This is a genomic window from Lacibacter sp. H407 (genome assembly GCF_037892605.1).
Taxonomy (GTDB): domain Bacteria; phylum Bacteroidota; class Bacteroidia; order Chitinophagales; family Chitinophagaceae; genus Lacibacter.
Genome location: NZ_JBBKTU010000001.1, coordinates 3,179,411 through 3,191,948, shown reverse-complemented (window position 1 = coordinate 3,191,948; position 12,538 = coordinate 3,179,411). Strand labels below are relative to the sequence as shown.

Below are 12,538 nucleotides of genomic sequence, written 5' to 3'. Positions count from 1 at the left end.
TTTTTTGTAGAATGTATTTCGCTTTCGAGGTTTTATTGCACATTTAAAAGATCAAACAGAAATACAAGGCAAAACGCAAAAGCAATATAGATCGCCAGGCTTATTAAACTCACTAAAAAAGCCCTTTCGTTTTTATGATAGACTGCGCCGTTGTTGATATGATCTTGTAGTTTGTTTTCCTGCAAAAAATAAACGCATGCTGAAGCAATGGATGCAAAACAAAGCGGAAATACAATATTGGGGATCTTTTCAATAGCCGGCACAAATAACATCGCCAATGTTATGACCACCGTAAATGCTATCGTGATGATCAGCGTTCGAATATAGCTTGCTTTCTCGCCAATATGTTTAAAGTTTTCAGCTATCATATAGCCTCCAACTAAAGGACCGGCAAGAAACGCACAAATAACGATCACTCTTTTCTTGAACAATTTTGCTGTTGAAATTACCGGTAAGATGTCTTCTGTCATAATTGTGAATATAGGGCTAAAAAATACTATTTTCTTCAGGTCATTAAACAGTGTCACCAGGTGCTGTTATATGCATTGTTATTACTTGGAAACAGTTTGCTGTTGTAAATCTAGTGACGGTTTGCAACAGGTCGGGAGAGCTGCGCCAGAAATTCACATAGCATCAGCTACACAAAATCAGTTTCAAACAAAGAGAGACTGCTATAAATCAGCAGTCCCTCTTTTATCATCAATCGTTTATTCGTCATTTCTCTTTCACCTCTTCTGCATCGGTTACAGCGCCATCTGCTGCTTTTGTTTTACCGAGATAAGTTGGCAGATCCATGCCCGCCATATCAAAAATATCTTTCAACGGTGGTACCGATTTGTATAAGCCGCTCATGAAATTGGCAGTAGAACCTTTTCCATCAGCACCTTGTCCGCCACCATCCCACACCGTTATCTTGTCGATCTTGATATTCTTAATGGCTTCTGTTTGCAATCGAACCAACTCCGGTAATTTATCAACGATCAATAACAGTACTGCATCTTTCGGATCGTTCCCTGCTGATTTTACAATGCGTTCCAAACCATCGGCCTGCTTGGTTAAGATCTCATACAAACCTCTTGCCTCTGCTTCCAGTTTTGCGTAGATGGCGTCAGCTTCACCTTTTGCTTTTTCACGTAACTGTTCAGCAGCTGCCTGTGCTTCAATAATGAGTTTTTGTTTCTGAATATCCGCAGCAACTACAATGGTTGCATTTTGTGTTGCACGGTCTCTTTCCGCACGAGCTTCCTCCGATTTCTTTTCAGCGAGGTACGCTTCTTCCAACGCTTTTGCAGCCTGCACTTTTTCAGCAGCCATCGCTTTTTTCAATGCTTCTGCTTCACGCTCTCTGCGCAATGCATCTGAATTGGCGATCTCGATCTTCGATAAGTTTTCCCCTTGTACCGCAATCGCATTTGCTTCCGCTGTTTTTACACGGGTATCTCTCTCGGCTTCTGCTTTACCGATGTTTTCATCTCTGTTCGCTCCGGCAATTTGAATTTCTTTTTCTTTTACCGCCATCGCCACATTAATATCTCTGTCACGTTGTGTTTCGGCCACTTTAATATCACGTTCTTTTTCGGCCGTTGTTTTACCAATATCACCGGTACGCTCCTGCTCTGCCACACGGATCTTTGCTTCGTTGATGGCTTTTGCTGCCGCTTCTTTACCTAACGCATCAATGTAACCGCTTTCATCTTTAATATCGGTTACGTTTACGTTGATCATCTTTAAACCGATCTTATTCAACTCTGCTTCTACGTTACTCGCAATGTTGGCTAAGAATTTATCACGGTTGTTGTTGATCTCTTCAATATCCATCATAGCTACAACCAAACGCATCTGTCCGAGAATAATATCTTTTGCAAGATCGTGTACAGATGGACGTTGCATACCGAGCAAACGTTCTGCTGCATTTTGCATTACACTTGGTTCGGTGGAAATACCAACTGTAAAACGGGAAGGCACATCCACACGAATGTTTTGCTTACTCAATGCACTGGTAAGATTTACTTCAATGGAAATTGGTGTGAGATCAAGAAACGAATAGTCTTGAATAATGGGCCAGATAAAAGCAGCACCGCCATGAATACATTTTGCTGTACTCGAGCCTTCTGCATTTTTACCTACTTTACCATACACAACAAGAATACGATCCGATGGACAACGTTTGTACCTACGGAACATCGAAAAGATCAAAATAAAAGCGAACAGGATACCACCTGCTACGATCAGCAAAAAATACTCAGCCATAATTGAGGGATTAATTTATAGATCAGGAAAGAGATGAAGTAACTAAGAGAACACTATCGTTGATGATGCCGGTAACTTTTACGAGTTTGCCGGTTGCAATTTGTTCAGCATCGTCGGTGATGGCTTGCAATTCGTGTAACGAACCCTGCACTTTTACATGTACTTTACCAAAACCTCCACGACTTGCGGGAATAAACAAATAAGTTTCTGCAATTACACCTACTGCATTTTTTAATTGCAAGGTGCCGCTTTGTTTTAATTTGCTCATACTACGAAACAGAAAGGCCATCATTACTACCACTACCGAACCGGCAACCACCGCAATAGCAATGGTCAATCCTTTATTGAGTCCGCCGCTGATTCCCGCAACACCTGCCCAGCCAAAGAATGTAAAAAAAGCGATCATATTCCGGATGGTAAAAAACTGATAGCCGATGCCATCATCGCCACTTACATAATCATCTGCATCGCCGGTTGCTTCACTGCCATCGCCACCTGCAAATGAGATCACCAGTTGTACCAGAAATAAGAGTGAAAACAATAAGGCGATTGCCCAGAAAATTTTTGCGAAGAAGTCCATGCCTTGCCACCAGGAAGAAATATCAAGCAATACCATATTGATGTTTTTAAAAGTTGGAGTTCGAATATAAGAAATCTGCGGTTTCTGTTGCTATGAAATGAAGGATAAATAAATCGAGTGCAAAAGACGATAAAACCTCCGGGGTTTTGAAAACCCAAGAAGTTTATTAATACATTTGCCGCAAATACTTCTATTGCATATTCATACTTCACTCCCCTATCTTTCCCAACAGGCTGCCGCCAGACAGGACGAGAACAACCGCTTTGTTCAGTACCTGAAAGAATTAAATGAACAGGAAGTGGATGAAGAAGTACATCGTTTAAATGCTGTGATTGAGCCACAGATCGACTGCACCAGCTGTGGCAATTGCTGCAAAAGTTTAATGGTGAATATTACCAGCGAAGAAGCCGACAGAGCCTCCGCCCATTTACAAATGACACGTGAAGCGTTCGATGAGAAATTTGTAGAAAAGGGAAGTCATGAATTAATGATCATGAACAAAATGCCTTGTCATTTTCTCTCGAACAACGCCTGCACTATTTATGATGTTCGCTTTGCAGGATGCAGAGAGTTTCCTGCACTGCATCTGCCACAATTTACACAACGCCTTTTCACCGTAATGATGCACTACGAACGTTGCCCCATTATTTTTAATGTAATGGAAGAATTGAAACACTCCACCGGCTTTGAACAAACGGCGTCCTGATAGGCTTGCATCTCCGCATCTTTTTTTATACTTTTCTGCTACCAAAAACTTTTACATGAAATTCCGACTGCTTTTGTTGGCACTTCCCGCCTTTGTTACTGCTTTGCTGGCAGTACAGTTGACCTATCGTTATCAAACAACGCAGCAACTGGAAAAGCTAAAAAAATATAAACAGGAAAACGCCATTCGCTGCAGTCCCGATTGGGATGCATTAAAAGAGATGTTGGATGAAGTGGATATTCCACCTATTCCCGGAGCAGGTTCTTACAAGTGGAAGATCACGACTGCCAGCGACAGTGCACAATTCTATTTCAACCAGGGAATAAACATGTACTACGGTTTTCACATTATTGAAGCAATGGCGTCGTTTAAAAAAGCAGAGAAATTCGATCCGGCTGCTGCCATGATCCATTGGGCAAAAGCACTAGCTTATGGACCAAACATTAATGATCTTGGTTATGCAGCTTCACCCGATGCATTAGCGGCCATCCAAAAAGCAAACGAACTTTCAGCGAATTGTACAGTTGTAGAAAAAGGATTGATCACTGCACAATCCGTACGCTACTCAGCAGACAGTACCAAAACAAGGGAGCATTTGAATCAACAGTATGCAGATAAAATGAAAGGACTGTACGAACAACATGGTTCATCAGCAGATGTAGCTGCATTGTATGCAGATGCATTGATGCTGCAACATCCGTGGGATCTTTGGTTTACCAACGGTACACCTAAAGCATGGACACCGCAAATACGTACGGTGCTTGAAAAATTATTAGCTGTTGCCCCACTTCATCCCGGTGCCAATCACTATTACATTCATGTAATGGAGCCATCGCCGTACGCAGCTCTTGCTACAGCAAGTGCCGACAGATTGGGAACGCTAACACCTGCTCTATCGCACATGGTGCACATGCCATCGCATATTTATTTACGCACGGGTGAATACGGTAAAGGTGGTACTGTAAATGAAGTGGCGGTAAAAAGTTATAAAAATGTGTTGCAACTATTTGCTCCCGCCGCCGGTGCTGATTTTTTATATGTGATCCACAATCTGCACATGCAAACCAATCATGGTATCATGAGTGGAAATATGAACTATGCAGTTGAAAGTGCGAAACAAACTGCAGCCAGCATACCTGCTGATTATTTATTAATGGAAGGAGCATTGGGCAATTACATTCAATACATTTATTACACAACCGTTTTGGTTGATGTTCGCTATGCACGTTGGGATGCATTACTCGCCATAAAACAACCTCCATCAGCACAGGTGTATTCAAATGTGCTCTATCATTTTGGAAAAGGAATGGCCTATGCACATCAACAAAAATTATCAGACGCTGAGAAAGAGTACAATGCAATAAAGGAATTATTGAAAGACAATACACTTTCATTACCATTCGCTCCTTTCTCTCCTTCCATTGATGGCGCTACTGTTGCAGCCAACTTACTGGCCGGCAGCATTGCACTTGCAAAAAAGAACAATGCAGCAGCCATTGAACATTTCAGCAAAGCAGTTGCAACAGAAGAACAGATGGTATACAACGAACCAAGAGATTGGTTACTGAATCCCAAACATTATTTAGGGAATGCCTATTTGCAAATGAAGAATTGGAAAAAAGCAGAAGAAGTGTTGCTGAGTGATCTGAAGAATAACAACAATAATATTTGGGCGATGTCGGGCTTACATACTGCTTATAAGATGCAGACAAAAACGAAAGAAGCAACAGCATTACAACAGCAAATAAAAAAAGCAAGTACTAATGCTGATGTAAAAATTACAGCGCCTGTTCTTTAAGTTGTAAGATTGGGTTTTGCAGAATCGCTACGCCGGTGTTGGTCGCCTGACCAACATTTGAATAGTTCTAAAAACCAATTTTCGAAAAGAATAATGGACTATTTCAGTTCACTGTTTGCTTTTACAAAATCACTTACCAGATAACTGATCAGCTTACCGGTGGTTTCACTTTTGCGGCCATCGCTTAAAAAAGTAGCGCCTTCACAAATATGCAGGTACGCCACTTTTGCATCTACCGCAGCAAAATTGATATACTGTCGTGCATGTAGCTTGCCTATTCCCACTGGCGTAACCGCACTGCTGAGCGTGTGTTCAATACTATCAAGGTCGAGTTCAATACCGGTGTAGCTATCTTCTGTAAAGCCGGTGGCATGTGCTACTGCCTGGATGAAGTTTCGTTTCTCATGCACAAAAATATCTTCGTACGTAATCAGATCGAAAAAGGGATTGTTGACAAGATCCATCCACACATTTTGCGGAATATAATTTTCGTGTACACCAATCACACAATATTTCTGCAAATAGCCATCATCTTCTGCATAGCGAAAGGCGTTGCCGCTGTGCCGCCCTTCGGCCGGACGATAATCCGTATGTGCATCGAGGTTGATGCAGTTGATCTGCGCCAACTGAATTTTTTCTGCTTTGTGTAATCCTTTGGCTGTTCCTTTAATGAGCGGATACGCATTATTATGTCCGCCACCAATTGCAATGGGAATTTTTCCGGCTAACGTAATGAGTTTTGCAAGTACTTCCACTTCATCATCAATGGCAATCACTGCATGACGATAGGCTTCAATTTTTTCTTCGTGCCCATGCGCATTTTCTTCGATCAACGATTCCACATATGTAAAATCAAAATGACCCAGCAGTAAAATTTCATCGCCCTGCAAAAAATCATTGCTTTGAATATTTAGAAACGAAGTAAGAAACGGAAACCATGCCGTATCGGAACCACCAACACCATCGTTTGCCTTTACACCAATATCTTCAGGCACTCCAAACAGTGCATATTTTGCGTTCGATTCTTTTAACACTTTTTCAAATTGCTCCCTGCTGCCTGGTAGCTGCACCCGCTCCCCCAGTTTGGTTTCAAAGCGACGGATCTTTGTAAGCGTAAGCACATCTTCTTTATTGTAAAAACGAAACGATTGCATATGGCTGGTTTGAATTGATATGGAAGATAACTTTTTTCGGTTAACCGTTCATCAGGAAAAAAATTCTCCATCGATCATCACTTTATCAATGAGGTTACTGCCAAATGAATACGGAATGTAGGCAAGGGAAGGAATGGAACGGGTAAAGATGAGATTGGCTTTTTTACCCACGGTGATGCTACCCATTTCATCCTGCAGCCCCATTGCAAAGGCCGCATTGTTGGTGGCTGCATTGATAGCTTCTTCCGGTAACATCTTCATTGCAATACAGCTCATAGCCACCACAAGGTTCATATTACCGCTGGGCGATGAGCCGGGATTGAAGTCGCTGGCCAGTGCAATGGCTGCACCTGCATCGATCAATTTCCGGGCGGGTTGAAACGGCATCCGTAAAAAAAAAGCAGCGGTTGGTAATAATGTCCCGATGGTGGACGATTGTGCCAGTTGCTGAATATCATCATCCGTCATTGTCTCTAAATGATCAACTGAAACGGCGTTGAGTTCAATTGCTTTTTGCAAACCACCAATGCTGTTGAGTTGATTCACGTGCAACTTCGGTTGCAACCCGTACTGAAGCCCGGCTTTGCAGATCTGTTCCATTTCTGCAACAGAGAAAAAGCCTTCTTCGCAAAACACATCGATATAATCTGCCAAGCCTTCATCGGCAATTACAGGCAGCATTTCATTTATGATCAGATCAATATATCCCTGATGATCGTTTCTGTAAGCTAACGGATATGTATGAGCGCCGAGGAAAGTTGCTTTGATGGGAATGGGTGATGTTTCTTTCAGCATCTGAATAACCCGCAGCATTTTTAATTCAGCTTCTACACTTAATCCATAACCACTTTTTATTTCAATGGCGCCGGTACCCAACCGGATCAACTCTTCCAAACGCCCCCACGCTTTTCGCAACAACTCCAGTTCTGAAATTGATTCCATTTTTTGTGCTGAGTTTAAGATACCGCCGCCTTTTGCAGCAATGGCTTCATAACTCATGCCCTTCAGTTTGTCAACAAACTCATCTTCCCTGCTGGCTGTAAATACAAGATGTGTATGACTGTCGCACCAGGTGGGCAATACAAATTGTCCGCTGGCATCAACAACATTTTCTACATCATCTTTCCATGCCCCTAAGCTTTTCATTTCACCATAAGCAGCTATCAACACATCATTGATCAGCAGATACGCATTTTCAAGTACAGGCAATTCGGCAAGTGCACTGCCACGCAGCAAACTGCTTTCGTCCCGAATGCCTATTAACTGTTTGATGTTTGTAATTAGAACCGCCATGCGATAAAAGTAACGGATTCTTGTTTCAAAAAGAAAGCCCCGCCAATTCCGGCAGGGCTTTTTGTATGTAGACAGAGACCTTATTGTTTTGCTACTGTTTCATTTACAGGTTGCGCCACACCATCCACAATATGCACCAGTCCGTTAGTTGCTAAAATATCTGCATTGGTTACATAAAATGAATTACCCATTTCGTCGGTAAGCATTACTTTTCCTTCCTGTACAGTTGCTTTCAGTTTATGTCCGCTCAGTGTTGGTAATTGAATAAATCCTTCGCCTTGTTTAATAGCAGCCATCAGTGTTGTTGAAGTCCATGTTCCACCTACAACATGATACTTGAGCACCTTTGCCAATTCCTTTTTATTCTTCATCAGTTTAGCACGATCAGCGGCAGGTATTTTTTCAAACGCAGCATTGGTTGGAGCAAACACTGTGAACGGTCCGTTCAGTTGAAATGTTTTAAGTACACCTGCAGTATTGATCGCTTCCACTAACATGGTGTGATCTTGCGAACCGCTTGCAATGCCAACAATATCACTTGCAGCAACTGCTACAGGTGGCGGTGTAACGGGTGTTTCCGTTTGTGCTTTCACGGTTGCGATTGATGCAATCATGAGAAAAGAGGTTGTAGTAAATGCGAATAAAATCTTTTTCATTTGTTTGAATTTATAGTTTAATTAATCTGAATAAACATGTTAAAGGCAATAGCATCTTCTGCAATAGTTTATCAACTAAAGCAATGTTGTTACATTACATTCGCTACAGAAAAATGTACACAGCGGTACAATAAAGGAAAGTGGGTTTGACGTATTCGTTTACGAAGTTCGAAACAGGAAAAACAAGAACCATGCCAGCGGAAAATAATGTGCATTACTTTCCGCAATTTCAATTTTTCGTTTATGTTTTCTGAGGTGATTTATGCTGATTTTCTTCAGTCGCATGGCGTAACCATAAAAAATTATCTTTGCTCTTATCATACATTAACATCATCATTTTTTATCGACATGTCAATGATCCAGTTTACAGCGGTTCTACAGAAATATAAAACCATGGGCGAAAAAACTGGATGGACGTATATTGAAATTCCCGATGGCATTCCGGAACAATTAAAACCCGGACACAAAAAAGAGTTTAAGGTAAAAGGGAAACTGGATGACTATGCGTTTAAACAAATGCCGCTTTATCCGGTTGGTGGCGGCAAATTTATTATGGCCTTGAATGCCGATGTACGCAGAGCAATTGCCAAGCGCCAGGGCGCAACGGTGAACGTTAAACTTGCTGCCGACAACAGTGCTTTTCAATTCAACAGTGACCTGATGGATTGCCTTAACGATGAACCGGCTGCATTGGATCACTTCAACAGCCTTACCGCAGGGCACCAGCGGTACTTCAGCAAATGGATCGATAGTGCCAAAACAGAACCTACAAAAGCCAAACGCATTGCCATGACCGTTAACGCATTGGTGCGCAAAATGGGTTATCCCGAAATGATCAGGGAAGAAACGGCAAAAAACAAACTACTCCGTTAAGCTTATTCACATAACAGCTGTTAGTTGTGAATAAGAAGCAGGCAGCACAACATTTTTTGCGGGTTACCTTTTTTCGATTCAGGTATAAAGAGCGGGAATCTTTATTCCATGTCAACATCTGCACCACACTGCTTAACTGAAAAATGCCGGATGTTTGACAATTCACTTAAAACTATAAACAACGAAAAATGGTACAAAAAACTTACTTCAAGACAAAGGATTACTGTAAAGTGAAATTCTCTTTTAAAATTGAAGACGCCGAAACAATTGAGATTCTTGGTCTTAACAGCGATTGGCAGAATTCAATCATCATGAGTAAGAAAAAAGACGGAACCTTTAGTGCAGAGGTGAATCTTCCAAAAGAAACCAAGCACGAATTCAAATATTTAGTGAACGCTACTAATTGGGTGAATGAACCCGAAGCCGATGAAGAACAACCTAACGCATTTGGCGGCAGCAACAGCGTAATTGTGCTGTAATTATTTTTCTCCCTTTAACAACGATTGCCTTTTACATGGCAGTATTTCAACTTCGAATCACTGTACTGTAACAGGCATGTCCCTACGCAAACGAATCTTATATAAAAAGGAAAACGAAGCCCCTGCAACTTGCAAGGGCTTTATTTTTTTATCGTTTGCTTTCTTTCTTCTTTAATCGTTGTTTGATGAATTTTTCAAACTCCACTGCATGAAACACGATAGCAGAAACACCGATACAGATCAACAACTCATTTAAGGAAAGCGGTTGTGTTTTAAATATCTTATTTGCAAACGGCAAATAAATCACGCATAGCTGCAACACAAATGTCAACAATACTGCTCCCAGCAACTGCAGATTGCTGAACAATCCCTGCTTGTATAAATATTGACGGTCGCTTCTGATCGACAACACATGTCCCAACTGCGCCAGCGATAACACTGTGAACACCATTGTTTGCCAATGTGAACCGCTGTGATTAATCGCCCATGCCTGTATGCCCAAAGTAACACCCGCCATCAACAAACCCACCCACAAAATATGATAGCCGATTCCATCCGCAAATAAACTTTCATTTGTTTTGCGTGGCGGACGACTCATAATATCGGCTTCTTCCTTTTCACTTGCCAATGCCAACCCCGGTAACCCATCCGTAACCAAATTGATCCACAAAATATGAATTGGTAATAACGGAATGGGCAATCCAATTAACGGCGCAAGAAACAGTGTCCATATTTCTGCACCATTACAGGTCATGATATACTTTACAAACTTGCGGATATTATCATAGATACGTCTCCCCTCTTTTACTGCTTTTACAATGGTTGCAAAATTATCATCCAGTAAGATCATGTGCGATGCTTCTTTGCTTACATCGGTTCCATTGATGCCCATCGCTACACCAATGTTGGAAGCTTTTAATGACGGTGCGTCATTCACACCATCACCCGTCATGGAAACAAAATGATTTTTGCGTTGCAATGCTTTTACAATATTTAATTTTTGTTCAGGCGATACACGTGCATACACACGGATCTTTTCTACCTGTTCATCAAAATCTTCTGTAGAAATTGCTTTCAGTTCTTTACCCGTCATTACCAGATCATTCTTTGTTAAGATACCGATCTGTTTTGCAATGGCTGATGCAGTTGCAGGATGATCGCCGGTGATCATCACCACATGTATTCCTGCTGCTTTGCATTCCTGAATAGCGAGTTTTGCTTCTTCACGTGGAGGGTCGATCATGCCGGCCAATCCTGCAAAGATCAAATCAGTTTCCACCGATTCGTAGGTGAATGGCTCAGGCAATGCATCAACAATTTTAAATGCGTATGCAATTACACGAATACCATCCGATGACCACTGATCAGCTTCATTTAAAATGGATGTTGTATCAGTATTGGATTGCAATGATGCCGTGATCGATTCAACTGCTCCTTTTGAAATAACAAGAAACTGTTGTTGAAAACGATGAACAGTGGTCATGCATTTCCGGTCTGAATCAAATGGTAATTCTGCCACACGTGGCAAATGCTCCAACACTTGTTGCAGCGGTTGTGCAGGATGTTGCGCAATAAAATAGTCGACTAATGCAATTTCAGTTGGGTCACCCACCATTGTACCGTCTTCCGCCTCTTTTACATCATGATTCAAAGCCATTGCAATTTCAAGCATACTCATGTTTTCCAATTGCAGACTTTGTTGTTCATCGCCATGCACCTGCACCACTTTCATTTTATTCTGTGTAAGTGTTCCTGTTTTATCGGAACAGATATAGGTAACCGATCCCAACGTTTCAACGGCAGGTAATTTGCGGATGAGTGCATTCACTTTTACCAATCGCTTAGCACCCATTGCCAATGCAATTGTAATAAGCGCAGGCAATGCTTCCGGAATGGCTGCTACTGCCAGTGAAATTGAAATGAGTAACATGTTCAATGGTTCTTCACCACGCAACAATCCAATCCCAAATAACAGTAAACAAATAAACAGAATGATGTACGATAGCTTACGACCAAAATCGGCCATGCGCTTTTGCAAAGGTGTTGCTGCTTCATCTTCCTGCAACATGCGTGCAATGAGTCCGATTTCTGTTTGCATACCCGTAGCAATCACAATTCCTTTTGCACGGCCATTGGTAACCAATGTACTTTTGAAACCCATGTTCAGCCGGTCGCCAAGAGAAAGATCAACTTCTTTCATTCGCTGCTCGGTTTTTTCGGCGGGCACCGATTCACCTGTGAGCGCTGATTCATCAATTTTCAAACTAAATGTTTCGATAAAACGAAGATCGGCCGGCACCACATTTCCTGCTTCTAATAAAACAAGATCGCCGGGAACCAATTCTGCTGAAGGAAGTGTAACCGGTTTTCCATTTCGCAACACCTGCGCCTGGAATGCAGCAATTTTCTTCAACGCTTCCATTGCTTTTTCAGCACGATACTCCTGCACAAAACCAACCACTGCGTTGAGTAACACGATCACCATAATAATAATGGTATCTGTAAGATCGCCCGCAATTCCTGCAATGATGGCGGCGGCGATCAATACCAGAATCATAAAATCTTTGAACTGATGAAGGAACAATACCCAGGCCGGTTTTTTCTTTTTTACCAGTAACTCGTTAGGGCCGTATTCTGCCAGTTGTAACTGCGCCTTTTCGTTGGTTAATCCGTCAGGAGATGAACCGGTTACTTCAATTACTTCCGTTGCTTCAAGATGATGCCAATTCATAGTCGTTGGTTATGTTTG

General features: G+C 41.8%; 11 protein-coding genes. 4 read left to right on the top strand and 7 right to left on the bottom strand.

The window, feature by feature from the left end; genetic code table 11:
• Positions 1 to 32 precede the first annotated feature (32 nt).
• The 3 genes from WG989_RS13840 to WG989_RS13830 form a co-directional block, all read right to left on the bottom strand.
• Entirely contained in the window at positions 33 to 470 is a 438-nt protein-coding gene (locus WG989_RS13840) for a hypothetical protein (RefSeq protein WP_340430180.1), read from the bottom strand.
• Between the two features lie 244 nt (positions 471 to 714).
• Complete coding sequence (locus WG989_RS13835; protein ID WP_340430179.1) at positions 715 to 2,250, bottom strand: flotillin family protein; 1,536 nt, start codon at positions 2,248 to 2,250, stop codon at positions 715 to 717.
• Between the two features lie 22 nt (positions 2,251 to 2,272).
• On the bottom strand, positions 2,273 to 2,866 hold the full coding sequence (locus tag WG989_RS13830) for a hypothetical protein (RefSeq protein WP_340430177.1): 594 nt from the start codon (positions 2,864 to 2,866) through the stop codon (positions 2,273 to 2,275).
• Between the two features lie 139 nt (positions 2,867 to 3,005).
• On the opposite strand from WG989_RS13830, the gene WG989_RS13825 reads away from it, so the two are divergent.
• Together WG989_RS13825 and WG989_RS13820 are read left to right on the top strand one after the other, a co-directional pair.
• Complete coding sequence (locus WG989_RS13825; RefSeq protein WP_340430175.1) at positions 3,006 to 3,536, top strand: YkgJ family cysteine cluster protein; 531 nt, start codon at positions 3,006 to 3,008, stop codon at positions 3,534 to 3,536.
• A gap of 55 nt (positions 3,537 to 3,591) precedes the next feature.
• Positions 3,592 to 5,334 carry a hypothetical protein gene (locus WG989_RS13820; RefSeq protein ID WP_340430174.1) on the top strand — a complete coding sequence of 581 codons (1,743 nt, stop codon included), beginning with the start codon at positions 3,592 to 3,594 and terminating at the stop codon, positions 5,332 to 5,334.
• 98 nt (positions 5,335 to 5,432) lie between these two features.
• Here the strand turns inward: WG989_RS13820 and WG989_RS13815 are convergent, their stop codons facing one another.
• The 3 genes from WG989_RS13815 to WG989_RS13805 form a co-directional block, all read right to left on the bottom strand.
• Positions 5,433 to 6,488, bottom strand: a complete 1,056-nt coding sequence (locus tag WG989_RS13815; protein ID WP_340430173.1) for a formimidoylglutamase — start codon at positions 6,486 to 6,488, stop codon at positions 5,433 to 5,435.
• A 51-nt stretch (positions 6,489 to 6,539) separates the two neighbouring features.
• On the bottom strand, positions 6,540 to 7,781 hold the full coding sequence (gene hutI, locus WG989_RS13810) for an imidazolonepropionase (protein WP_340430172.1): 1,242 nt from the start codon (positions 7,779 to 7,781) through the stop codon (positions 6,540 to 6,542).
• Between the two features lie 80 nt (positions 7,782 to 7,861).
• The gene (locus WG989_RS13805) at positions 7,862 to 8,437 is read right to left on the bottom strand and encodes a fasciclin domain-containing protein (protein WP_340430171.1); all 576 of its coding nucleotides are present in this window, start codon (positions 8,435 to 8,437) and stop codon (positions 7,862 to 7,864) included.
• 348 nt (positions 8,438 to 8,785) lie between these two features.
• On the opposite strand from WG989_RS13805, the gene WG989_RS13800 reads away from it, so the two are divergent.
• Both WG989_RS13800 and WG989_RS13795 read left to right on the top strand, forming a co-directional pair.
• The gene (locus tag WG989_RS13800; RefSeq protein ID WP_340431701.1) at positions 8,786 to 9,310 is read left to right on the top strand and encodes a DUF1905 domain-containing protein; all 525 of its coding nucleotides are present in this window, start codon (positions 8,786 to 8,788) and stop codon (positions 9,308 to 9,310) included.
• Positions 9,311 to 9,498: 188 nt separating this feature from the next.
• Positions 9,499 to 9,789 carry an isoamylase early set domain-containing protein gene (locus WG989_RS13795; RefSeq protein WP_340430170.1) on the top strand — a complete coding sequence of 97 codons (291 nt, stop codon included), beginning with the start codon at positions 9,499 to 9,501 and terminating at the stop codon, positions 9,787 to 9,789.
• Between the two features lie 148 nt (positions 9,790 to 9,937).
• Here the strand turns inward: WG989_RS13795 and WG989_RS13790 are convergent, their stop codons facing one another.
• Complete coding sequence (locus WG989_RS13790; protein WP_340430168.1) at positions 9,938 to 12,520, bottom strand: cation-translocating P-type ATPase; 2,583 nt, start codon at positions 12,518 to 12,520, stop codon at positions 9,938 to 9,940.
• Positions 12,521 to 12,538 lie beyond the last annotated feature (18 nt).